The following is a 23,893-nucleotide window of genomic DNA, read 5'->3' on the forward strand; positions in this document are numbered from 1 at the left end:
TCACAACTTAACCAAAATCTTCGGCTTCTGGTTGCCGGTACAGTGCCTGAATTCGGCATATCTGGGAGGGGCAGTACCCTGTCGCATCTGCCGTTTCACGGATGCTCAGCTTCCTGAACTGCCGGTAGTACAGGACTTTCTGATGCCGTTCCTGATCGGCCTGTTTTCCCCGGTATTTACGCATTGTATGTGCCCGCTCAATTCCCTGCTTCTGTCGCTGGCGGCGGCTCAGCCAGTCCTTATGCGACATCGCGGCCATCAGGTCGATAAGCATGTTATTGATGGCGGTCATCACGGCGCGGGTGACTGGGTCAGCCTTTATCTGACAGCGCCTGCCATGAGGTGGGCACATCCAGGCTGACAATCCGCAGCTCGTTTTGCTCGATCTGCTTACTCGCGAATTACCTGAACCACCCGAATACGGTAGCTGGCAAAGATCGTTTCCCGCCCTTCACGCTGCGCAGCCTGATGCAGAACGTTGCGTTTCCAGGCAAGAACCGCATCTTCGTTTTCCCACCAGGAAAGCGATAGAATTTTGCCCTCGGTGCTCAGGCTCTGAAAGCGTTCAATGTCGATAAATCCCTCGATTTTTTCGAGTTCATGACGAAGTTCAGCGGCGAGTTCAAGGTAGCGTGCTTGCCTTTCGGCAACGGCATGAGCTTCAAAAAGTACGGCAATCATCGTGGTCTCCTTTCGGTGGAATGAGCCCACTATAGCGTGCTGCCGTCTTGATACTTCGATGGGGAACGAAATGTGAATGTCGCGTTAGCGTAAATCATCCAGCAGGCTATCCACCCACGCAGCAAACACGCGAACCTTGTGCGACAAATGGCGGTGCGGATACATCAGCGATAATCGTCTCCGCGGGCATGGGAAATGAGGCAACACTTCAACCAACTGGCCGCTGTCGATATAGGGCTGCAAAAAGAAATTCATCCCCTGTAATAACCCTAAACCCGCCAGTCCGGCGGCAATGTATACCTCGGAATTATCGAGGATAAGCTTGCCCGGTAGCGAGATCTCCTCCACGCCCATCGCCGATTCAAAACGCCAGGGCATCACCTGCCGGCTGCTGCTGTTGATCCAATTAACGCCCTGGTGGTGTACCCGAAGGTCGTCCAGGGTTTGCGGCGTGCCGTGGCGGGCAAGGTATTCAGGGCTGGCGCAGGTTGTCATTTTGATATTGCCGAGGGAGCGCGCAACATAATCACCATCATCCAGGTCACCCATTCGCAATACGCAGTCTAGCCCATCGCGCAACATGTCCCGCCGCATGTCGGAACTGCTGAGAATAAGCTCAAGATTCGGATGTGCGGCATACAAGGAAGGCAAATTCGGCACTACTACCAGGCGAGCGAAGGCGATAGGCATATCCACACGCAGCTGGCCGTGCAGCGGACGGTCAGGTGAAAATGACTCCAGCAGATCGCCGGCCTGTGCCAGCAGTGGCTTACTACGACGGTAAAATTCTTCCCCTTCCGGCGTCAGATAGATACGCCGGGTCGTGCGCTGCAATAGCCGCACCCCACTCTCTTTTTCCAGCTGCTGAACAGCTTTAGTCACCGCTGGACGGTGAATCTGCAGGTTTTCGGCAGCCTGGCTGAAGCTACCCGCATCGACGATCTCAATAAAAATTTTAATGTTTTCAAACAGATTTATTTGCATGGCGACAGACATCCCGGATGAGGCATTGATTGTTATCTATTTAATAATAGTGATGCACAATTTTCACTATTTTTCAGAATAATAAACACGCCTACACTGCACGCATTCCAGCACATCCGCGCTGCAACAAGGAAATAAGATCATGAAAAATAACCGTATCTGCGAAATTCTCGGCATTGAAAAACCGGTGATTCAGGGCCCGCTCTCCTGGTTGACCGATGCTCGCCTGGTGGCGGCGGTCAGCAATGCCGGAGGCCTTGGCGTGCTAGGGCCCAACGCTGGGTTAACCGCCGAAACCGCTGTTTCAACCCCGGAAGCCACAGCGGAGAAAATGCGTGAAGAGATCCGTAAAACCAAAAAACTGACCGACAAACCGTTTGGCGTGAACCTGATCCCAACCGCGGAAAACGACATCTGGACGCCTGCGATTCTGCCGGTTATCAAAGAAGAAGCGGTGAAAGCGGTGGTCTATACCGGATACGGCGATGGCACGATTATTCCGGCGCTGTTTGACGAGCTAAAAGCGGCGGGCATTACCATTATTTATCGTGATATCAACCCTACCCCGGAAAACACCCGAGCGGCGGAACGTGCCGGCGCGGACATTATCGTGGCGACGGGATTTGATGAAGGTGGTACTTTGCCTGGCACTATTCTGGGGACGTTTTCTATCGTGCCTTTGATTGCCGACGCGGTGGAAAATGTACCGGTGCTGGCGGCCGGAGGGATCGTCGATAAACGTACGGCTCGCGCGGCGCATGCGCTGGGTGCAGAAGGCGTTTTTGCCGGCTCGGTCTTTATCAGCACCGAGGAGAGCCGCGTCCCAGCATCGTTGAAGGATAAAATAGTCGCCGCCAACGGCCTGGACCTGAGCCTGTTCCGCACCGTACCAGACTACTACCGTTCGCTGCCGGGAACGCTGACCACCACGCTGGTCGAGATGGACAAAGCCGGTGCCAGTAAAGAAGAACTTGCCACGACCATGGGCGGCCTGCGCGGCCTTCGCGTGGGGATGCTGGAAGGCAATACTGATGAAGGCTATGTCTCTTTAGGAACCGGGATTGGCGGTATTCGTAAAGTGGCAAGCGTCGCCGAAGTGGTTGAGCAGCTCACCGCCTAAGCACAGGATGAGTGCGGCCAGGTTAATCCCTGGCCGCAACATCGTTCTATCTTGCCATCAACCGCTGCATAAACCGCACCGGGTCAATCATCGCCCGCTGATGCGTACCCTCGCCAATCAGCCCATGCCCGTCATGACAACTGACGTGAAACAGCAAAAAACGCCCTTCGACATGCGTCAAGCAGCGCCGATTTTCCGGACGCTTGCGCCCTTTTTACCGCCGACCACGTAGAGATATACCCCAGCAATCCTTCCAGCGGCCACGCCAGATTGATGCTCATCGCCTGCGCCGGGATCTCTGTAAATGGAAACGCTAGAGTACGGTAACCTTCATCTACTAGCCGACGCTCTGACGGCCAGTAAGGACCGATTTCATCGTAGTTTAAATGCAAATCACCGCGACTCAGGAACCAGCATGATCATTTTCAGCGCCCGATTGCTCGCTAATTGCCAACTGAGCTGACGATAGGTCAAATCCCCTCGCGTCGCATGGTGGAAAATACGTTCGCCCCCTTCCCGCACGATCACCTGTTGTTGTGACCAGAATTCACGAAAATCGCTGCTGTTATCGCTGATCTGCTGCACAAAGGCATTAAGCGTGGCGTCGTTAGGATAGTGAATCGCGTCGGAACGCAATTCGGCGACGATACGGCGCGCGCGGACCTCCCAGTTGTCGACCAACGCACGCGCCAGCGGGTTCAGGAACATAAAGCGCATCATGTTCGGCTCTGGATCTACGCCCAACCACCCGGCAAAAAGCGTCTCAGCGCCGGGATTCCAGGAGAGTACCTGCCAGGTGAGATCCAACAGATAGCAAGGTTCAGATACCGCGTTGACGGCGGACAAAATCGTCTGCTCTACCGCCGGAACCTGCTCAACCAGCGGGTCACTTTTGTGGGCGAGCAGAAACAGGTACTCCCGTTCCGCCGGTTTAAGCTGAAGCGCGAAGGCAATCCCTGACAGGGTTTGCGCTGAAACGGTGATGTCGCGCCCCTGCTCAAGCCAGGTGTACCAGGTGGTGCTGATCCCGCTCATCTGCGCCACCTCTTCCCGGCGCAGTCCTTTGGTTCTACGCCGCGATAACACCGGGATGCCCAGCATTTCCGGCGAGGTATTTTCCCGTTTGACGCGTAAAAATGCCCCTAGCGCCTCAGGCCCTTTCAGTCCTGTGTTGTCCATGGTAGTAACTCGATATACCAGTATAAGTGGCAATATTGTACCCGTATTAATCCGGGCGTATAGTCCGTTTTAACAAGAACATAACAACAGAGGAAGACCGGTATGAGCAACCATCATGAAGCATTGGTAAAGTCACAGTTTAGCGGCCAGGCCGCCGCCTATTTACAGAGTAATGTCCACGCTCAAGGCGCAGATTTACGTCGTCTGGCCGAATGGTTGAGCGATGACGCGCAGGCGCATCTGCTGGACGTTGGCTGCGGCGCCGGGCACGCCAGCTTTACCGCCGCCCCGCTGGTTGCCCAGGTAACCGCCTATGATTTATCCGAAGGGATGCTGGCGGTTGTCGAGCAAGAGGCAAAAAAGCGTCAGCTGTCGAACATCCGTTGCACGCAAGGCCCTGCGGAAGTGCTGCCGTTTGCTGACAATAGTTTCGACATTGTGATTAGCCGCTACTCCGCACACCACTGGCACGATATTCAGGCTGCGCTGATGGAAATCCGTCGCGTTCTGAAGCCCGGTGGTCGTTTTATCATGATGGATATAGCCTCACCGGGTAAACCGATGCTCGATGTCTGGCTGCAAACTATTGAGATGTTGCGCGACCCGTCGCACATCCGCAACTACTCCCAGGGGGAGTGGCTGGCAATGGTCAATGGACGCGGGATGATGATTGATAAACTGGTCGGCGATACGCTGCATCTGGAGTTTTCATCCTGGGTGGCTCGTATGAAAACCCCGGAGAATATTGTCAGCGCTATTCGCTACCTGCAGGATAAAGTCTCCGACGAGGTGCGCGCGCACTTTGAGATCGCCGCCGACGGCAGTTTCGTCAGCGACACGATTATGTTCCAGGCGCGTTAATGGCCGTTTGTCGCCATGCTTTTGGCGACAAACCGGTTTCCCGCTTAAAGGCGTTGCTAAACGCGCTAACCGAGGCGTAGCCGAGCGATTGGGCCACTTCCGCCACCTGCTCACCCGCTTCGCTTAGCGCCTGTTCTGCCAGCCGCATGCGCCATTGGGTCAGATAGGCAATTGGCGTCATGCCGGCAGTTTCCCGGAAGTGCTGAGCAAATATCGTGCGCGACATCGCGCAGGCTTTGGCCAGTTCATCGAGATGCCAGGCTCGCGCCGGGTCGCCGTGCATCAATTGTAACGCCGGACTCAAACGTCGATCGCCCAGGACACGCAACCAACCGGCGGGTAACGCGTCGTTATTTTGCAGGTGGGCGCGTAAAATTTGCACGAAGAGCAGTTGCGCCAGCTGCGTTGAAACCAGCTGTGAACCGGGCTGATGCTGAAGACGTTCCTGCACCAGTTGATCCAACAGCCAGCGAAACGAGGTGGCCTGCGGTGAGTCCGCCGGAACGTGAATCCACGGCGGCAGTACGTGCGTTAGCAGCTTGCCGCTGGTCGGGTTCAGCAGCACATGGCCGCCAATGTGTTCAACGTCATTGCCTTCACCAATTGGCGCATGGGGTTTACCTGGCCCAAAGAAAACGCTCATGGCATCAATCGGTGCAACCTCCGGATCGCTCGCCAGCACGAATGCCCGCTTAGCGCTTAACAGGCCAACGTCACCGGTGGAGAAAAGAATTGGCTGCGGCTCACCTTCCAGCAATACCCAGCACTGACCGCGAAGAATGGCGAAGAATTTGATTTTATCCGGGGCAGGAAAACGCAGCGCCCAGCGGCCACCGGCGGTAAAGCCACCGGTTACCAGCGATTCGGCGTGCGTCAGTTTGAGGATGTCTGAAAACGGATCAATATTCATTTCCGTACTATCGCGCAACTTAGACGGACTATCAAGCATTCACAATACGCCTGCGGCTGCTTACTCTATGTCTCAAGCCCATCGCATAAAGAGAATTGCATCATGAGTAAAGCACGCGTTTTAGTGACCGGCGGCACCGGTTTTATCGCTCAACACTGCATTATTGCCCTGCTCAATAACGGATATCTGGTACGTACCACCGTACGCTCCGCAGAGCGTGAAGAGGAAGTGCGCCGCAATTTACAGCAAGGCGGCGTTGAGCCTGGCGCTGACCTGTCATTCGTGGTGGCGGATCTGACCGCGGACGATGGCTGGGATGATGCCGTTGCAGGCTGTCGCTTCGTGATGCACGGCGCCTCGCCAACCCCTTCTGGCGGCCAGACCAAAGAGGCCGATTGGGTGAAACCAGCCATCGACGGCAACCTGCGCGTTTTGCGTGCCGCTCGTGACGCAGGCGTGCAGCGGGTGGTGTTAACCTCGGCGTTTGGCGCTATCGGCGTGGGCCATCCGACCGATTACCCTCGCCCGTTTACCGAAAACGACTGGAGCGACGTCAGCGGTGATGTCTGGCCGTATCAGAAATCAAAAACGCTCTCCGAACGCGCTGCGTGGGAGTTTATAGCCCGCGAAGGTAATGGGATGGAGCTGTCGGCGATTAATCCGGTTGCGGTGCTGGGGCCGGTATTGGGTGCCGACTATTCCCACTCCACCCGCATTATCAAAAATATGCTGGAGGGCGAACCGGGTTGCCCGAATATCAACTCTTGTTTCGTGGACGTGCGCGACGTTGCCGAATTGCATCTGTTGGCGATGACGCACCCTGCGGCCAACGGCGAACGTTTTCTTGCCAGCGCCGGGCATAGTCTGACGATCCTCGACGTGGCGCAAACGCTGAAACAGTCGCTGGGCGATGCGGCAAGTAAGGTATCGACGCTGCCAATGAGCGATGAAATGGTTCGCGCTCTAGCGCAGAAAAATCCGGTGATGCTGGGCATGGTGAAACTGCTGGGGGTTGATATGAACGTGAGCCATGAAAAAGCGACAACGCTGCTGGGCTGGAAACCGCGCGACCCGCAGGCGGCAATTGTTGCCACCGCTGAAAGTCTTATCGCACTTGATCTGGTGTAGGCCTTATCCGGCCTACATCAGCGTGATTAGTTACAGTGTCACAACTATTTTCCCGACCTGCCCATTGGCTTCCATATAGCGATGGGCTTCGGCAATCTCCTCAAACGCAAAGGTTTTATCAATAACCGGCTTCAGTTGACCGGACTTCAGCCCGTCGTAAACAAAGGCTTTCGCCCGCGCCATTTTTTCGGCATCCGTGGTGATTTCAAACAACTCGTAGCCGCGAAACTGCAAGTGTTTGCCGAGAATGTCCATTACTGGAATCGATAAATCTCGCGAATCCAGCGCGCCGTACTGGAAAAATAGACCATTCATCGCCATTGCAGCGGCAAGCTTCGCCACGTCCGGCCCGCCTACTGGGTCAAAGACCAGGTTCACGCCAGCGCCCTGCGTTAGCGTGTTCAACTCGGCGGTGATATCCTGTTCGGTGGTCGCAATGACCGCTTCGGCCCCGGCGTTACGCAACCACTCGTTTTTACGGCTGGTGCGCGACAGCGCAATCGGGCGAGCGCCGAGCATATTGGCAATCTGAATAGCGGCAATTCCCACGCTGCTGGAGGCCGCGCCCATCACGGCAAACTGCCCGGCCTGCAAATGGCCATACTCAACCAAGGCTCCGTAGGCGGTAATAAACATCATCCAGCTGGCGGCAGCCTCCACAAAGGTCAGATTTTCAGGATGTTTCACGACGGCATGCGCCGGGGCATTGACCAATTCACCGTACATGCCGTACTCGGTAAACATAAAGGAAGGAATCACGCTCACCCGATCGCCAATGGCAAATTCACTCACGCCAGTCCCGACGGCTTCGACGATACCGGCTGCTTCATAGCCAAGTGTTGCCGGGAACTGCGGTTCAATCACATACTGTCCCGTGCGATACATCACTTCTGCGCGGTTAATACCGATGGCTTTCACGCGAATTTGTACTTCGCCAGCTGCCGGGGCGGCAACCGTGACTTCAGTTATTTCCAAAACTTCCGGACCGCCGATGCGGTTAAAGGTAACTTGCTTTGCCATTTTAGACCTCATAACGTGAATTTCAGTGAGGCCACTGTACGTCTTGCGGCGAGGGGGAAAAAGTCGCGGAAAAGTACGGCTGTGTTGCCGCAGAATTACCAATGGTCAGCGGCTGAATAGTTCGCTGAACCAATCAATAAACACTCTGACACGGGGGGCCAGATTACGCTTATCAGGATAAAGCACTGAGACTGCTTTTGGCGCGCAGGCATAATCAGGCAACACGGTAACCAACGCACCTGACTCAATATATGGACGCAGCGCGTAATCTACTCCCTGGATGAGCCCTAACCCCGCCAGCCCTGAGGTGAGAAAAATATCAGAGTTGTCGACTCGCAGCGCGCTGTCTACTCGTTTAGCAATGATTTCACCGTTGACGATAAACTTCCAGGTCATAACTTCGCGGCTGCGGTCGCTAAAGAAATTAACTGCCTTATGCTGCGCAAGATCGTCCAGCGTTTGCGGCGCGCCGTACTTTGTGAGATAGCTGGGCGCAGCACAGGTCACCATTGCCACCTCGCCTATGCGCCGAGCAATAAAGCTGGAATCTTCCAGCTCGCCTAAGCGCACAACGCAGTCGATGCCTTCGGCAATCAGGTCGATTCGGCGGTCAGATGAGGTAAGGATAATTTCGATGTCCGGATATCTTTCCCTGAACTCGCCAAGTGCAGGAATGAGCATCGAATGTGCCAGCGTGAGTGGGAAATCAAGACGCAGGCTGCCGCTGACTGATTGTGTTGAGGAATACGTCGCCATCAAATCAGCCATCTCACCCAGCAGCACTTTCGCCCGCTGATAAAACGCCTCTCCCTCGCTGGTCAGACTAAGTTTGCGCGTGGTGCGATGTAGAAGCTTAACGCCGAGTTCCTCTTCCAGTTGCTGAAGCGCCTTGCTCACTGCGGGACGGTGCATCTGTAGCTGTTCTGCGGCACGGATAAAACTCCCCGATTCGACCACGTGAACAAAAATATCCATATATTCAGTGATATTGGCGCGCATAGCTAAGGAGTTCCGTTGATGGCGAGAGATGAATGGTGATTATACGACGATGGGCGGGATGGGTAAATTTACGACGGTGCGTGACAGTGTAACGAGCGTTATTAAGTTTTCCGGCGTCGCTGCGTTCGGCCGAGCGCAGCGACACCGGGGGAACCACGGTGGTTATGCAGTCAATGTCGCCATATCGATAACAAAACGGTACTTCACATCGCTTTTGAGCATACGTTCAAACGCATCGTTAATGTTATGAATATCAATCATTTCTATATCGGCAGTGATGCCATGTTTACCGCAGAAATCGAGCATTTCCTGCGTTTCGGCAATACCGCCAATACAGGAACCAGCAATAGAACGTCGACCCAGCAATAGCGGCAGCGTGCTTGACTCCGGCATATCACCCAGTAGACCAACGAAGACCAGCGTGCCGTCAAGCGTCAGGGTTGGCAGATAAGGATTCACTTCATGAACGTACGGCACGGTGTCAATAATCAGATCGAACTGATTTTGCACGTTGGCCATCTGCGCCGGGTCGGTAGAGACCACCACATGATGAGCACCCAGACGGCGAGCATCGGCTTCTTTACCCGGCGAGCGGGTAAACAGCGTCACTTCCGCACCTAATGCGCTGGCGAGTTTAATAGCCATATGCCCCAACCCGCCTAAACCGATGACCGCTACCTTACTGTTAGCGTCAACCTTCCAGTGGCGCAGCGGCGACCAGGTGGTGATACCGGCGCACAGCAGCGGCGCTGCGCCCTGCAGATCCATATTTTCCGGCACGTGCAGAACGAAGTCCTGACTGGCGACAATCGACTGCGAATATCCGCCGTAGGTTGTGGAATGGTCGTGACGGTCCTGGCCGTTATAGGTCTGGACGTTACCCTCTTGACAATATTGCTCCAGCCCATGCTGACACGGTTGGCAAACACGACAGGAGTCGACCATGCAGCCAATTGCCGCCAGATCGCCTTGCTTAAATTTGGTCACACCGCTGCCGACGGCGCGCACCCGGCCGACAATTTCATGGCCGGGGACAATCGGATAGGTGCTGAATCCCCAGTCGTTACGCGCCTGGTGCAGGTCCGAGTGGCAGACGCCGCAATAGAGAATATCAATCACCACGTCATCCGGGCGCGGCTCGCGGCGCTCAAAGGTGAATGGCGCTAGCGGTGTCGACGGGGTTGTCGCAGCATAACCTAACACTTTCATGACGTTACCTCACATTTCGTGTTTAACTTTCAGCCAGAGTACAACCTACAGCACATTGTTCGCTGACACTATGCCCGCTGGTGCAATACCGTCATGAGCTTAGTTCATGAATATCGGCCTGCTGCACCCATCGCACAAAGGGTTAATTGCTGAGGTTGTGAGCAACCAAAGACGTAATCGTGCGATTTTTTATACCCTTACCCCCAATTTGCCAGCATCACGCTAACCGTTGCTCTATAATCTTGCGCGCTGCAGTTTCTGCCAGCCCGCTAAAGGGTCTGGAGTGAATGACAACGGAGTTACGTAAGATGTTACCAGGCAAGAAAAATCGTTCCCTTTATATCCCCTACGCGGGACCGGTTCTGTTGGAATTTCCCCTGCTAAATAAAGGCAGTGCGTTCAGCATGGAAGAACGCAGCAACTTTAACCTGCTCGGGCTACTGCCTGAAGTGGTTGAAAGCATTGAGGAGCAGGCTGAACGCGCCTGGATCCAGTACCAGGGTTTCAAAACTGAAATCGACAAGCATATCTACCTGCGCAATATTCAGGACACTAACGAAACCCTGTTCTATCGCCTGGTTGAAAATCATCTCGATGAGATGATGCCGGTGATTTACACGCCAACCGTTGGCGCCGCCTGTGAACGTTTCTCCGAGATCTACCGTCGCGCACGCGGTGTCTTTATCTCCTATCAGAATCGTCACAATATGGACGACATTCTGCAGAACGTGCCGAACCACAATATCAAAGTGATCGTGGTGACCGACGGTGAGCGTATTCTCGGCCTTGGCGACCAGGGGATCGGCGGCATGGGCATTCCAATCGGTAAACTGTCCCTGTACACCGCCTGCGGCGGTATCAGCCCGGCGCATACGCTGCCAGTGGTGCTCGATGTTGGTACCAATAACCAGCAACTGCTGAACGACCCGCTGTATATGGGTTGTCGCAACCCGCGCATCAGCGATGATGAGTACTATCAGTTCGTGGATGATTTCATCCAGGCCGTTAAACACCGCTGGCCAAACGTGCTGCTGCAGTTCGAAGACTTCGCGCAGAAAAACGCCATGCCGCTGCTTAGCCGCTACCGTGATGAAATCTGCTGCTTTAACGATGACATCCAGGGCACTGCGGCGGTCACCGTCGGCACGCTGATTGCGGCAAGCCGCGCGGCGGGCAGCCAGCTCAATGAGCAGAAAGTGGTCTTCCTGGGCGCAGGCTCTGCGGGCTGCGGCATCGCCGAACAGATTATCGCCCAGATGCAGCGTGAAGGTCTGAGTGAAGAGCAAGCACGTAGCCGCGTGTTTATGGTTGACCGCTTTGGCCTGCTGACCGACCAGATGCCTAACCTGCTTTCATTCCAGAGTAAACTGGCGCAGAAACAGGAAAAAATTCAGGGCTGGCAGCACGAAAACGACGAGATTTCCCTGCTCGATGTCGTACGCAACGTGAAGCCAAACATTCTGATCGGCGTTTCCGGCCAGACCGGGCTGTTCACGGAAGAGATTATTCGCGAGATGCATAAACACTGCCCGCGTCCAATCGTGATGCCGCTGTCGAACCCAACGTCACGCGTTGAAGCCACGCCGCAGGACATCATCAGTTGGACCGACGGTCAGGCGCTGGTTGCCACCGGTAGCCCGTTCGCACCGGTCACCTGGAAAGATACCGTCTATCCTATCGCCCAGTGCAACAACTCCTATATCTTCCCGGGCATTGGTTTGGGCGTGATTGCCTCCGGCGCGTCGCGTATTACCGACGAGATGCTGATGTCTGCCAGCGAAACGCTGGCGAAGCATTCCCCGCTGGCTAACCACGGTGAAGGTCTGGTGCTGCCAGAGCTGAAAGATATCCATAAGGTCTCCCGCGCCATTGCGTTTGCGGTCGGCAAAATGGCTCAGCAACAAGGTGTTGCCACCAATACCTCCGCCGACGCCCTGCAAGAAGCTATTGATGAGAACTTCTGGCAGCCGGAATACCGCAACTACCGTCGTACCTCTATCTAACCCTCTATGTAGCCCGGCCAAGCGTAGCGCCGCCGGGTTTTCTCCTTGTTCTGATGAACCAAAGATCAGTGGCACAATGCTTCATATGGTTAATTCTGTAGCACTTAATATGTATGTTGTAACTAATGATATATTCACTAGATTAATATTCACACTGCCGCTACACTGCCTTCACCTATCAACCTGACAACACTAAAAGGAGGCTAATTATGCTGTACTGTGAAATTTTCAATGTTTCACATACATTTGGTGATCGCACCAGCTCAAGCGTTATCGGTATCGTGCTGCGATAACTTCTGCTTGAGCGAAGACACCAATCCCTAAACCCTTCCCTCGGGCTTACCAGGTTATCGTCAGCGATGTTTGACGAGGCATTCTCATGCCTGTAACTCTTGAGTAAGCAAATGAGCACATTACTAACTGCACAATCTCTTCACGTTGAGACGGCGTTCGGCCCTCTTTTCCTTGACCTCTCCTTTACCCTGAAAAAAGGCGACCGTATTGGCCTTATCGGCTACAACGGCTGCGGCAAAAGTACCCTGTTACAGGTACTGGACGGCACGCTGTTTCCCTCTTCCGGGCGCGTAGCGTTAGCCAGCCATTGCCTGATGGCGCGCGTAGAACAGCATCTTCCGGATGAACTGCTCGACCAATCCTTAATTCAGGCGGTTCTGGCGCAGCTGCCCGCTTCGCAGCGTGGAAGCCAGCGCTGGCAGGCCGAACGTCTGTTGATGGAGATGGGTTTTGCACCGAATGAGATTGACCATCCAGCCGCAACGCTAAGCGGTGGCCAGCATACCCGGCTGCTATTAGCGCGAGCGCTAATGCTACAACCGGATCTGCTGCTGCTGGATGAACCGGGTAACCATCTCGACCTGCCAACGCTGCTATGGCTGGAAAACTTCCTGAATAGCTGGAGCGGTAGTTTCATCCTGGTCTCTCACGATAATCCTCTGCTGGATGCCGTCACCAATACCAGCTGGATATTACGTGATAAGACCCTGCACGCCTTCTCACTGCCCTGCACTGCCGCCCGTCAGGCGCTGGAGGAGCAGGATGAAAGCGATGCACTGCGTCACAAGGCTGAACAGAAAGAGATCGACCGCGTCACTGCCAGCGCCAAACGTCTGGCCACCTGGGGACGGGTGTATGACAACGAAGATCTCTCGCGCAAAGCCAAACAGATGGAGAAACAGGTTTCGCGCTTAAAGGAGAGTCAGACGGAACTCACCGCCGGCACGCCATGGACGCTCGCGCTACACGGCGATGCGCTGCGGGCAGACCGTCTGCTGGAGATGGATAATCTGCCGGTGGCACCGGCTCCGGGGCTATCACCGCTGTTTACTACCGGTATTGCACGGTTACAGAGCGGCGACCGTGTAGCCATTATGGGCCGCAACGGCGGCGGTAAATCCTCGCTGTTACGCCTGCTCTGGCGGCACATGCAGCAGGAATCAGCGGAGGCTGGGCTGAAGCTGCACCCACGCCTGAAGTCTGGATATTACGACCAGACGTTGAATCAACTGGCGGACGATGACAGCCTGCTGGATGCGCTGGAACTGTTTGAACCCTATGCAGAAACGCGGAAACGTGCGCTGATTTCCGCCGGTTTTGGCTGGGCGCGTCATGGGCAAAAGGTCAGTACCTTAAGCGGCGGCGAACGCTCTCGCCTGCTGTTTGTCGGCCTGTCGCTTGCCCGTTACAGCCTGCTGCTGCTCGATGAGCCAACCAACCACCTGGACATCGACGGCAAAGCGGCGCTGGCGCAAACGCTGCGCGAGTATCCCGGCGGGCTGCTGCTGGTCAGTCACGACCGTCAATTGATAAGCAATAGCTGTAACCGCTTCTGGTTAATTGACGAAAACGGGTTAAGCGAGTGGCACGATGCGGATGAGGTGTACGAGCAGCTTCGTCACCGCGTCTGCCCGGATGCGCCGCGTGCCATAGCGGAACCAGAAGCGAAAATCACATCGGAGGCTGATGACCTGCTGGAGCGCTTAATTGAGCTTGAGTGGCGATTAGCCGAAGACCTGGCGCGTAAGCCAAAACATCAGAAACCGCAGTTGCAGCAGCGCTGGCGAGAGGAGATTGCGCACATCAATAACCAATTAACTTAACCTACCCGTAGCCCGGCCAAGCGCAGCGACGCCGGGTTTTTACCGCAACATCCAGAAGATCCCGGAGTCGGCGTTCCGCCTCGTCCGGGCTACATTTTACTGCGGGTGCGTCTCTTTCCAGGCGTCCCACGCCTGCTTGATTTCCTGCTTCGCAGCAGCGGCATCGTTAAAGCCGTTCAGCTCCACCTTTTTACGCCCTTCCGGCAGCTGTTTATAGACGCGGAAGAAAGCCTGAAGACGCTCCTGCTCTACCTTCGGCAGGTCGCTGATATTCTTGATATCGTCATAGGTCGGGTCAATTTTAGTGGTTGGCACGGCGATAATTTTGTCGTCCTTCTCCCCACCATCAATCATCTTCAATACGCCAATGGCGCGCAGTTTGATTAGCGTACCCGGAGCCATTGGCGCACGAGTATAGAACACCACGTCCAGCGGGTCGCCGTCTCCCGCCAGCGACTGGGTCAGAGAGCCGTAGTTGGCAGGATACGCCACCGGCATTGACTGGAAGCGGTCAGCGACTAAAAAACCGGTTTTGGCGTCGGTTTCATATTTAATAATGCCACCGGCCGGGATCTCCGTTACCGCATAAAACTCTTCCGGGTTGTTCTCCGGCTGCGGGAAGTCGAGCACGTTGTGCGCCTGCACGGCGGCGGAAAGAAAAAGGCTTGCGGCGAGGATAGTTTTTACCAGATGCATTGTGCGTTCACTCTATCGTTATAAGAAAAGCAAAAACGACACGGTAGAGTTTACTGATGAATAAATGATGACCGCCGGATGACATAACGATGAACGCTATGTGCTATCAATATGAAAAACCACCAGATTTTTCCCTCTTCCGGCCTTGCTTTTTACCGCCCCATCGCTAACTATTAATGAGTATTATTATCAAATGCATATTAACCAGGAGTAGGATTATGAAGGCTGCTGTCGTCACGCATGACCATCAGGTAAACGTCACTGAAAAAACGCTGCGCCCACTGCAGCACGGTGAAGCCCTGTTATCCATGGAATGCTGCGGGGTCTGTCACACCGATCTGCACGTCAAGAACGGCGATTTCGGTGATAAGACCGGGGTGATACTCGGCCATGAAGGTATTGGGATCGTGAAGGCAATCGGCCCTGGCGTCTCCTCTCTGAAAGTGGGTGATCGCGCAAGCGTTGCCTGGTTCTTCGAGGGCTGCGGCCACTGCGAATACTGCAACAGCGGCAACGAAACACTGTGTCGTTCAGTCAAAAATGCCGGCTACAGCGTTGATGGCGGCATGGCTGAAGAGTGCATCGTCACCGCCGACTATTCGGTCAAAGTCCCGGACGGTCTGGATTCTGCTGCAGCCAGCAGCATTACCTGCGCAGGTGTTACCACCTATAAAGCGGTGAAAATCTCTAAAATCAAACCGGGCCAGTGGATTGCGATTTACGGTCTCGGCGGCTTGGGCAACCTGGCGCTGCAGTATGCTAAAAACGTCTTTAACGCCAAAGTGATTGCTCTCGATGTTAACGACGAGCAGTTGAAGCTGGCTAAAGAGATGGGCGCGGATATTACCATCAACTCACGCAGCGAAGATGCGGCAAAACAGGTTCAGGAACTAACCGGCGGCGCACACGCTGCCGTCGTGACCGCTGTCGCGAAAGCGGCCTTTAACTCCGCCGTTGACGCGGTGCGTGCCGGTGGCCGCGTGGTGGCCGTTGGCCTGCCGCCGGAAGCGATGAGTCTCGATATTCCGCGTCTGGTACTGGACGGTATTGAAGTGGTCGGTTCGCTGGTCGGCACCCGTCAGGATCTGACCGAGGCCTTCCAGTTTGCTGCTGAAGGAAAAGTGGTACCGAAAGTGGCGCTGCGTCCGTTAAACGACATCAACGCTATCTTTAAAGAGATGGAACTGGGCCAGATCCGTGGCCGTATGGTTATCGATCTTCGCCATTAATACCCAGAGCCTCTCCCATTGAGGGAGAGGCTACTCTCAGGCAGCCACCAGCTTTTGCTGCTGTTGTTGATAGCGCGCATAAAGCAGCAGAGACGACATCGCCAGGAACGACAGCGCCGCTGCCGGTAGCGCCACCGAATTCCAGCCGAAATTCATCGTAATCATCAGCCCGCCAAAGAAAGCGCCAATCGCACTGCCGAGGTTAAAAGCAATCTGCCCACCAGCAGCCCCGAGCATTTCCCCACCCTTCGCGTTTTGCAGCAGCAGGATTTGCAACGGCGCCGACAGCGCGAACAGACCCGCACAGCAGATAAACGCCAACGTCAATGACGCAACCTTAAAGCCGCCGAGGGCAAAGATAAGCAGCAGCGCCACCACGATAACGAAATCGGTCGTTGCCGCAATACGCAGCGGACTGTAGCGCCCGGAGAGCTTACCGCTGAGGATATTGCCCAGCACCATACCCAGTCCCACCAGCATCATAATGAACATAATGGCCCCTTCCTGGAAACCAGAGACGTTCATCATAAACGGCTTGATATAGCTGAACCACGCAAATACCCCAGCGTTACCGAACATGGTCGCCGCGAAGATAAGCCACGGTGCAGGGCTTTTCAAAAAGTGGAACTGCTCGCGAAGCCGCGCGTCAGATTTATCAAACAGCGTCGGCACCCAGGCCACAATCGCCACCAGCACCGCCACGTCGAATAGCGCAATCGCCAGGAAGGTATAGCGCCAGCTAAACTGATGCCCCAGCCACGTTCCCGCAGGTACCCCAACCAGATTTGCCACCGTCATCCCGGCGATCATCCCCGCTACCGCCGCCGTCACCCGGCCACGCGGCGCAATCTTCGACAGAATAATCGCCCCCACGCCAAAGTACGCCCCGTGCGGAAAGCCCGACACCAGACGGCCAATCGCCAGCATCACGTAGCTCGATGAAAAGGTAAAAATGACGTTGCCGAGCACGCAGAGCGCCGCCAGCAGCAGCATGATGGATTTCAGGGAGAAACGGGTGGAAAACAGCGCAATAATTGGCGCGCCGATCACCACGCCGAAAGCATACCAGGAGATCATATTACCCGCCGCCGGGATCGAGATCCCTACATCATGCGCCAGCTCCGGCAGCACGCCCATAATGCCAAATTCCGCCATCCCCAGACCAAACGTGCCTAGCGCCAGCGCAAAAATTGTCTTTTTCATCCCTCTAATCACTTGTTTCTGTTGAGTTTGCAGAGAGGCATTATTGACCATTCATGGGGTACAGACCAGCCTAAAACGCCTAACAACATATTTATCCATATATACAGCGCGAATGGTTCATGTTCGAGGCCGCGATAAGTGCGTAGGCAACTGGACAATATTTTCTGGAAGGCGGCGCGCAAAGGTGGAATCAGGCTAATTGTGTTTTAGCAAGAACGGCGGATAATCGTGCTCTTCTTCACAAGGAGGTCATCATGAAATCAAACAACACAGTTAGGGAAATACCGAAAAACGGCATGGAAAACGGTTCAGCGAGTAACGCCTCGACTGGCGATATCGAACAGTACGACAGCGCTCACGAAGATCGTGAATTTATTAACAGAATGAACGAGTTTACGCAATTAACAGGGCTTTTAACCGACGATCCCTTTTATGAGGTACTTTAATGTGCCGCCAATTTGATGTTTATCGAAATCCGTCTGAAAGAACCCGTCATATTCATCCGTATATTATGGTGATCCAACATGACTATTATGGCGATCTTTCAACACGGCTAGTGCTTCCTTTAAGTCGTCAAGCTTATTTAAACGGTTATTCCCATCAGGCAACGCCGTTGGTGAATATTGATTTCCAGACAGTAGCAATCAATACACCATCAATGACCAGCATAAGTAAAGGTAAGCTCAATAACCGACATTTTATCTGTAATTTACGCAGTGAACGCTCAAGCGTAATATCAGCCATTGATGCTCTCGTTACAAACACATGAGTCCTGCAATATCACACACAAAAAGAGCGGCTTAACGCTCCCCCTCAAGGGGCATCAAGCCGCTCTTCACTTACAGAAAGAACCCTTACTTCATCCCTTCCGAACTCTCTTTCTTCGCCTCTACTCGCTCAACTTCACGATACCAGCGCGGATGGTGTTTCTGCGCCCAGCGACGACTCACCTTGCCTTCAATCATCCCTTTAATCGACCCTTTGACCCAGAACGCCATATACATATGGATAAGGATCGCGTGGATCAGAATGATGGCTGAAGCAGCATGAATCAGCAGCGCGTAGCGAATCACCTGAATCGGGAAAAACGGCGCAAAGTAAGGACGCCAGATAATCACCCCGGTCACCAGCAGCACAAAAATCATGCTCATGATGGTCCAGAACATCATCTTCTGCCCGGCGTTATATTTCCCGACCTTCGCCACTTTATGCTCGTTGCCTTTCAGCACTTCGACAATCCCCAGCACCCACGGAATATCCTGCTTATCCGGAATGTTGTGATGCACGAAGCGGGCAAACATAAACATCAGCACCACGAAGATCAGTACGCCGAAGAACGGGTGCAGAATACGCCCCATCTGCGGTGTACCGAAGGTTTCGGTCAGCCATTGCAGCGTCGGGAAGAAGAACGAAATCCCCGATACCGCCACCAGGAAGAAGCAGATAGCCACCGTCCAGTGACAGGCGCGGTCGACAAACGTGGTGCGCACAATCATTTTAGACTTACTCATGACCATCCTCCTCTTCGTCATCGTCCACTTCTTTGTTCGGGCCAATACCAATGTAGTGATAAATCAGCCCGGCAAAGGTGGCGATAAAGCCGGCGGCGGAGAGTGGTTTGAGCGCCCCTTTCCACAGATTAATGCTGGTATCGATGGCCGGATCTTTCGGCAGCTTATGATACAACTCCGGCTGATCCGCATGATGCAGTACGTACATCACATGGGTGCCGCCCACGCCTTCCGGATTATAGATACCGGCATGCGGGTAACCGCGTTTCTTAAGCTTATCGACGCGCTCCTGCGCTACGTCCAGCATCTCTTTCTTGGTGCCGAAGTGAATCGCCCCGGTCGGACAGGTTTTCACACAGGCCGGTTCCTGACCCACGCTGACGCGGTCTACACACAGGGTGCATTTATAAACGCGGTTGTCCTCTTTGTTGAGGCGCGGAATATTAAACGGACACCCGGCGATGCAGTAACCGCAGCCGATACAGTTTTCCTGCTGGAAATCGACGATCCCGTTGGCGTACTGAATAATTGCCCCGGCGGACGGACACGCCTTCAGGCAGCCCGGGTCCTCACAGTGCATACAGCCGTCTTTACGAATCAGCCACTCCAGCTTGCCGTTCTGCTCGGTTTCGCTAAAGCGCATCACCGTCCAGGACTTGGCGCTCAGATCCGCCGGGTTATCGTAAACCCCAACGCAATGCCCCACCTCGTCGCGAATATCATTCCACTCGGAGCAGGCCACCTGGCAGGCCTTACAGCCCACACAGGAGGAGACATCAATCAGCTTGGCAACTTCTTCCTTATAGTCCCGCGCACGAGGCGCGGGGGTAATCGGGTTGGTTGCAGAGCGTTTAATAATGTCTTGTGTTTCCATCGCCATTTAAACGCTCCTTACGCTTTCTCGATGTTAACCAGGAACGCCTTATACTCCGGCGTTTGCGAGTTGGAATCGCCGACGTTTGGCGTCAGGGTATTGGCGATATAGCCTTTACGGGCAACGCCTTCGTAACCCCAGTGCAGCGGGATACCGATGGTTTCCACCTGCTGGCCGTTCACGTTCAAGGTCTGCAGACGACGGGTCACCACCGCCACGGCGCGAATAAAGCCACGCTTGCTGCTAACGGTCACACGGTCACCGTTGGCAATCCCTTTGGCCTTCGCCAGCCCTTCGCTGATTTCCACAAACTGTTCCGGCTGCGCAATGGCGTTGAGACGCGCATGCTTAGTCCAGGTATGGAAATGCTCGGTCAGACGATAAGTGGTCCCGACATATGGGAACTTATCTTTCTTGCCAAGACGCAGGGCATCTTCTTCGTAGATACGGACAACCGGGCTCGAGATAACGTTCGGGTGCAGCGGGTTAGTACCCAGCGGCGTTTCCATCGGCTCGTAGTGTTCCGGGAACGGCCCTTCTGCCAGCTTATCGAGGGCAAACAGACGGCCCAGACCTTCCTGCTGCATGATGAACGGATTGGTTTTGCTTCCCGGCGGTGCGGTATTAAAGTCCGGGATATCGTTACCCGTCCATTTCGTACCGTTCCACTGGATCAGCATCCGTTTCGGATCCCACGGTTTGCCGTTCACGTCCGCCGAAGCGCGGTTGTACAGCACGCGACGGTTCAGCGGCCAGGCCCATGCCCAACCCAGCGTATTGCCCAGCCCTGACGGGTCGGCATTATCGCGGTTGGCCATCTGGTTACCCTGTTCGGTCCAGCTACCGGTATAGATCCAGCAAGAGGATGCCGTGGTACCGTCGTCGCGCAGCAGCGCAAAGCTATTAAGCAACTGACCTTTCTTCGCCACCAGCACGCCGTTGGCGTCATACAGGTCGGCCAGCGCGTAGCCGTTGTTCTCTTTCGCGACTTCTTCAGACTCAGGATGGTCCGGCTGTTTGTAGTTCCAGCCCATTTTCAGCAGCGGCTCAACGCCCTTACCGCCTTCGTTGCGATACATCTCGCGCAGACGATGGTAAATACCGGCCAGAATCTCGCCGTCGTTACGCGCCTCACCCGGCGCTTCCTGACCTTTCCAGTGCCACTGCAGCCAGCGGCCGGAGTTAGCAATAGAACCGTCTTCTTCTGCGAAGCAGGTCGACGGCAGACGGAACACTTCGGTCTGAATCGTCGATGGGTCAACGTCGTTAGACTCGCCGTGGTTCTGCCAGAAGGTCGAGGTTTCGGTCACTAACGGGTCGATAACCACCATGTACTTCAGCTTACTTAAGCTGCGTACCACCTTGTTTTTGTCCGGGAACGACGCAACCGGGTTAAAGCCCTGACAGATGTAGCCGGTGACTTTGTCGTTATCCATCATGTTGAAGTATTTGATAACGTCGTAGGCCTGGTCCCATTTCGGCAGCCAGTTAAAGCCCCAGTCGTTATCCTTCGTCGCCGCGTCGCCGTAGAACGATTTCATCAGGCTGACGAAGAACTTCGGATAGTTACTCCAGTAGTTCACCTGTTCTGGCAGCAGCGCTTTCGGCGTATTGGCGGTCAGATAGGTTTGCAGATCGGGCTGTTTATCCGATGGCAGCGTCAGATAGCCGGTCAGGCTGGTCGACAACAGACCTAAGTCGGTTAACCCCTGAATGTTGGAGTGACCGCGCAAGGCGTTCACACCGCCGCCTGCCATCCCCATATTGCCGAGCAGCAGCTGGATCATCGCCATGGTGCGAATGTTCTGCGCCCCAACGGTGTGCTGCGTCCAGCCCAGCGCATACAGGAAGGTAGTGGTACGGTCTGCCGCGCTGGTGGAAGCCAGCACGTCGCACACTTTCAGGAAGTCCGCTTTCGGCGTACCGCAGATGTTCTCCACCACGTCCGGCGTATAGCGGGAAACGTGCTGTTTCAGCAGGTTCCACACGCAGCGCGGATGGGTCAGCGTTTCATCGCGTTTGGCATAGCCGTTTTCATCGTACTGATAGTTCCAGGACGATTTGTCGTACTGACGTTTCTCGGCATCATAGCCGCTGAACAGGCCGTCTTCGAAGGCAAAGTCATCCCGCACCAGCAGGCTGGCGTTGGTGTAATGCTTCACGTATTCGGCGTTGATCTTATTGTTTTCGATAAGATACAGCAGCACGCCCGACAGGAAGGTAATGTCGGTACCGGAACGAATTGGCGCATAGATATCAGCCACCGACGCCGTACGCGTAAAGCGCGGGTCGACAACGATAAGCGTGGCATCGTTATTGTTTTTCGCTTCCATCGCCCAGCGGAATCCCACTGGATGGGCTTCAGCGGCGTTACCGCCCATCACCATCACGACGTTGGCGTTTTTGATATCAACCCAGTGGTTGGTCATCGCACCGCGACCAAATGTTGGAGCAAGACTTGCTACCGTTGGTCCGTGTCAGACGCGCGCCTGGTTGTCTACCGCCAGCATGCCGAGTGAGCGCACAAACTTCTGCGTCAGCATGCCGGTCTCATTACTTGCCGCGGATGCGCACAGCATCCCGGTGGAGAGCCAGCGGTTAACCGTCACGCCCTGCTCATTCTTCTCAATAAAGTTGGCGTCGCGGTCGGCCTTCATCAATTTTGCGATGCGATCGAAGGCTTCATTCCACGAAATACGCTGCCATTTATCTGAGCCAGGTGCGCGGTATTCCGGATAGCGCAGGCGGTTTTCACTGTGTACATAGTCCAGCAGCCCCGCGCCTTTCGGACACAGTGCGCCACGGCTTACCGGATGATCCGGGTCACCTTCTATGTGATAAATCGATTCCCGGGTATTTTTTGCTCCATCGCCCAGGCTATACATTAATAGCCCACAACCTACGGAGCAGTATGTGCAGGAGTTACGAACTTCTTTAGCGCGCAGTAATTTGAAATTTCGCGCCTGTGCTAACGCCAGTTTAGGGGCAAACCCTAATGCCGCAGCCGTCGTCCCAGCCATACCGCCCGCGCAGATTTTAAAAAACTTTCTGCGGCTGACGTCCATTGTTTTCCTCATCGTATGGATGTACTTCGAGAAGGAAACTAACAGCAATGTCCCTGTTTTTTTTGCGTCAAATCAATGTCGAAAACTAAGCCCCCCTTAATAGTCAGGGTCAGCGAATTTCATTAATCCTTAAGGGTTAGGCGTCGAGGAAAAATATCACCAGCGGCGGCTAAAAAATGCTATAACCGACGACTTCATTTGTAAAAGCATCAGGTTAGAGATGGATAAAAAGAGAGCAACGCTGACGGGACTCACCGCCATCGTATTATGGAGCACCATGGTTGGGTTGATTCGCGGCGTCAGCGAAGGGCTTGGCCCGGTGGGTGGTGCGGCGATGATCTACAGCCTGAGCGGCCTGTTGCTGATCTTCACCGTCGGTTTCCCGCAACTGCGCCAGATCCCGCCGCGTTACCTGGTCGCCGGCAGCGTGCTTTTCGTCAGCTATGAGATCTGCCTCGCGCTGTCGCTGGGCTATGCGGGTACTCGCCAGCAGGCTATTGAAGTCGGTATGGTTAACTATCTCTGGCCGAGCCTGACCATTTTGTTCGCCATTTTGTTTAACGGCCAAAAAAGCAGCTTATTGGTCATTCCTGGATTATTGCTGTCAATATTCGGCGTTACCTGGGTATTAGGCGGTGAACAAGGGCTGGATATCCACGAAATAACCCGCAACGTCATCTCAAGCCCGCTGAGCTATATTCTGGCCTTTGTCGGTGCGTTTATCTGGGCAGCTTACTGCACCGTTACCGCCAAATATGCCAAAGGCAAAAACGGTATCACGCTGTTTGTTTTGCTGACGGCGTTAAGCCTGTGGGTGAAATTCCTGCTAAGCGACCAACCACCGATGATCTTTAGCTGGCCAGTGGTGATTAAACTGGTGATGTGCGCATTAGCATTAGGATTAGCCTATGCGGCATGGAACGTGGGCATACTGCACGGTAACGTCAGCCTGCTGGCCGTCGCGTCTTACTTTACGCCAGTCCTCTCTTCAGCGCTGGCGGCGGTACTGCTTAGCGCCGCGCTCTCCTGGTCGTTCTGGCAGGGCGCGGCGATGGTCTGCGTGGGTTCGCTGCTCTGCTGGCAGGCCACCCGGCGGTAAACCCA

22 protein-coding genes and 1 pseudogene are annotated in these 23,893 nt (G+C 54.6%); 9 read left to right on the forward strand and 14 right to left on the reverse strand.

What is annotated here, in order from left to right:
- Positions 1-7 precede the first annotated feature (7 nt).
- The 3 genes and pseudogenes from ACLGE8_RS00625 to ACLGE8_RS00635 form a co-directional block, all read right to left on the reverse strand.
- Positions 8-392, reverse strand: a pseudogene (locus tag ACLGE8_RS00625) (resolvase); the annotation flags it as partial.
- Positions 391-681 carry an antibiotic biosynthesis monooxygenase family protein gene (locus ACLGE8_RS00630; RefSeq protein ID WP_410995806.1) on the reverse strand — a complete coding sequence of 97 codons (291 nt, stop codon included), beginning with the start codon at positions 679-681 and terminating at the stop codon, positions 391-393. The gene ACLGE8_RS00630 and the pseudogene ACLGE8_RS00625, both read right to left, overlap by 2 nt.
- An 84-nt stretch (positions 682-765) precedes the next feature.
- Positions 766-1,659 carry a LysR family transcriptional regulator gene (locus ACLGE8_RS00635; protein WP_410996085.1) on the reverse strand — a complete coding sequence of 298 codons (894 nt, stop codon included), beginning with the start codon at positions 1,657-1,659 and terminating at the stop codon, positions 766-768.
- Positions 1,660-1,807: 148 nt separating this feature from the next.
- On the opposite strand from ACLGE8_RS00635, the gene ACLGE8_RS00640 reads away from it, so the two are divergent.
- Positions 1,808-2,785 (forward strand): NAD(P)H-dependent flavin oxidoreductase, encoded by a 978-nt coding sequence (locus tag ACLGE8_RS00640; RefSeq protein WP_410995807.1) that lies wholly within the window; start codon positions 1,808-1,810, stop codon positions 2,783-2,785.
- Between the two features lie 46 nt (positions 2,786-2,831).
- Here ACLGE8_RS00640 and ACLGE8_RS00645 read toward each other — a convergent pair whose 3' ends face one another.
- Both ACLGE8_RS00645 and ACLGE8_RS00650 read right to left on the reverse strand, forming a co-directional pair.
- Complete coding sequence (locus ACLGE8_RS00645) at positions 2,832-2,966, reverse strand: thioesterase, FlK family (protein ID WP_410995808.1); 135 nt, start codon at positions 2,964-2,966, stop codon at positions 2,832-2,834.
- 212 nt (positions 2,967-3,178) lie between these two features.
- Positions 3,179-3,964 carry a helix-turn-helix transcriptional regulator gene (locus ACLGE8_RS00650; RefSeq protein WP_410995809.1) on the reverse strand — a complete coding sequence of 262 codons (786 nt, stop codon included), beginning with the start codon at positions 3,962-3,964 and terminating at the stop codon, positions 3,179-3,181.
- A 102-nt stretch (positions 3,965-4,066) separates the two neighbouring features.
- Between ACLGE8_RS00650 and ACLGE8_RS00655 the strand changes: the two genes are divergently transcribed.
- Positions 4,067-4,825 carry a class I SAM-dependent methyltransferase gene (locus tag ACLGE8_RS00655; protein WP_410995810.1) on the forward strand — a complete coding sequence of 253 codons (759 nt, stop codon included), beginning with the start codon at positions 4,067-4,069 and terminating at the stop codon, positions 4,823-4,825.
- Here the strand turns inward: ACLGE8_RS00655 and ACLGE8_RS00660 are convergent.
- Positions 4,806-5,774, reverse strand: a complete 969-nt coding sequence (locus ACLGE8_RS00660) for an AraC family transcriptional regulator (protein WP_410995811.1) — start codon at positions 5,772-5,774, stop codon at positions 4,806-4,808. The genes ACLGE8_RS00655 and ACLGE8_RS00660 overlap by 20 nt on opposite strands.
- A 63-nt stretch (positions 5,775-5,837) precedes the next feature.
- Between ACLGE8_RS00660 and ACLGE8_RS00665 the strand changes: the two genes are divergently transcribed.
- Positions 5,838-6,863 (forward strand): SDR family oxidoreductase, encoded by a 1,026-nt coding sequence (locus ACLGE8_RS00665; protein WP_410995812.1) that lies wholly within the window; start codon positions 5,838-5,840, stop codon positions 6,861-6,863.
- A 30-nt stretch (positions 6,864-6,893) separates the two neighbouring features.
- Here ACLGE8_RS00665 and ACLGE8_RS00670 read toward each other — a convergent pair whose 3' ends face one another.
- From ACLGE8_RS00670 to ACLGE8_RS00680, 3 genes are all read right to left on the reverse strand, one after another.
- Entirely contained in the window at positions 6,894-7,883 is a 990-nt protein-coding gene (locus ACLGE8_RS00670) for a zinc-dependent alcohol dehydrogenase family protein (protein WP_410995813.1), read from the reverse strand.
- Positions 7,884-7,988: 105 nt separating this feature from the next.
- Complete coding sequence (locus tag ACLGE8_RS00675) at positions 7,989-8,882, reverse strand: LysR substrate-binding domain-containing protein (RefSeq protein WP_410995814.1); 894 nt, start codon at positions 8,880-8,882, stop codon at positions 7,989-7,991.
- A gap of 162 nt (positions 8,883-9,044) precedes the next feature.
- Positions 9,045-10,091 (reverse strand): NAD(P)-dependent alcohol dehydrogenase, encoded by a 1,047-nt coding sequence (locus tag ACLGE8_RS00680; RefSeq protein ID WP_410995815.1) that lies wholly within the window; start codon positions 10,089-10,091, stop codon positions 9,045-9,047.
- 308 nt (positions 10,092-10,399) lie between these two features.
- On the opposite strand from ACLGE8_RS00680, the gene ACLGE8_RS00685 reads away from it, so the two are divergent.
- A complete protein-coding gene (locus tag ACLGE8_RS00685; protein WP_410996087.1) occupies positions 10,400-12,094 on the forward strand; it encodes an NAD-dependent malic enzyme in 1,695 nt (564 codons plus the stop codon).
- A 404-nt stretch (positions 12,095-12,498) separates the two neighbouring features.
- Entirely contained in the window at positions 12,499-14,211 is a 1,713-nt protein-coding gene (locus ACLGE8_RS00690; protein ID WP_410995816.1) for an ATP-binding cassette domain-containing protein, read from the forward strand.
- Positions 14,212-14,307: 96 nt separating this feature from the next.
- Here the strand turns inward: ACLGE8_RS00690 and ACLGE8_RS00695 are convergent, their stop codons facing one another.
- Positions 14,308-14,907, reverse strand: coding sequence for an inorganic diphosphatase (locus ACLGE8_RS00695; protein ID WP_410995817.1), 600 nt, complete (start codon positions 14,905-14,907; stop codon positions 14,308-14,310).
- A gap of 218 nt (positions 14,908-15,125) precedes the next feature.
- Between ACLGE8_RS00695 and adhP the strand changes: the two genes are divergently transcribed.
- Positions 15,126-16,136: an alcohol dehydrogenase AdhP gene (gene adhP / locus ACLGE8_RS00700; RefSeq protein WP_410995818.1), complete on the forward strand. Its 1,011-nt coding sequence runs from the start codon at positions 15,126-15,128 to the stop codon at positions 16,134-16,136.
- Positions 16,137-16,172: 36 nt separating this feature from the next.
- Here the strand turns inward: adhP and araJ are convergent, their stop codons facing one another.
- Positions 16,173-17,339 (reverse strand): MFS transporter AraJ, encoded by a 1,167-nt coding sequence (araJ, locus tag ACLGE8_RS00705; protein ID WP_410995819.1) that lies wholly within the window; start codon positions 17,337-17,339, stop codon positions 16,173-16,175.
- Positions 17,340-17,593: 254 nt separating this feature from the next.
- Between araJ and ACLGE8_RS00710 the strand changes: the two genes are divergently transcribed.
- Together ACLGE8_RS00710 and ACLGE8_RS00715 are read left to right on the forward strand one after the other, a co-directional pair.
- Positions 17,594-17,785 carry a hypothetical protein gene (locus tag ACLGE8_RS00710; protein WP_410995820.1) on the forward strand — a complete coding sequence of 64 codons (192 nt, stop codon included), beginning with the start codon at positions 17,594-17,596 and terminating at the stop codon, positions 17,783-17,785.
- Positions 17,786-17,850: 65 nt separating this feature from the next.
- Complete coding sequence (locus ACLGE8_RS00715) at positions 17,851-18,108, forward strand: CcdB family protein (RefSeq protein ID WP_410996089.1); 258 nt, start codon at positions 17,851-17,853, stop codon at positions 18,106-18,108.
- An 85-nt stretch (positions 18,109-18,193) separates the two neighbouring features.
- Here ACLGE8_RS00715 and fdnI read toward each other — a convergent pair whose 3' ends face one another.
- From fdnI to fdnG, 3 genes are read right to left on the reverse strand one after another with little or no spacing between them, the layout of a single operon-like run.
- Positions 18,194-18,850: a formate dehydrogenase-N subunit gamma gene (gene fdnI / locus ACLGE8_RS00720; protein WP_410995822.1), complete on the reverse strand. Its 657-nt coding sequence runs from the start codon at positions 18,848-18,850 to the stop codon at positions 18,194-18,196.
- On the reverse strand, positions 18,843-19,730 hold the full coding sequence (gene fdxH / locus ACLGE8_RS00725; protein ID WP_410995823.1) for a formate dehydrogenase subunit beta: 888 nt from the start codon (positions 19,728-19,730) through the stop codon (positions 18,843-18,845). Before fdxH ends, fdnI begins: the two co-directional genes overlap by 8 nt.
- A gap of 11 nt (positions 19,731-19,741) precedes the next feature.
- Positions 19,742-22,789, reverse strand: coding sequence for a formate dehydrogenase-N subunit alpha (gene fdnG, locus ACLGE8_RS00730; RefSeq protein WP_410995824.1), 3,048 nt, complete (start codon positions 22,787-22,789; stop codon positions 19,742-19,744).
- 220 nt (positions 22,790-23,009) lie between these two features.
- On the opposite strand from fdnG, the gene yddG reads away from it, so the two are divergent.
- On the forward strand, positions 23,010-23,888 hold the full coding sequence (gene yddG / locus ACLGE8_RS00735) for an aromatic amino acid DMT transporter YddG (RefSeq protein ID WP_410995825.1): 879 nt from the start codon (positions 23,010-23,012) through the stop codon (positions 23,886-23,888).
- Positions 23,889-23,893: the final 5 nt, after the last annotated feature.

It is taken from the genome of Kluyvera sp. 142486, from assembly GCF_046569695.1.
Lineage (GTDB): Bacteria > Pseudomonadota > Gammaproteobacteria > Enterobacterales > Enterobacteriaceae > Kluyvera.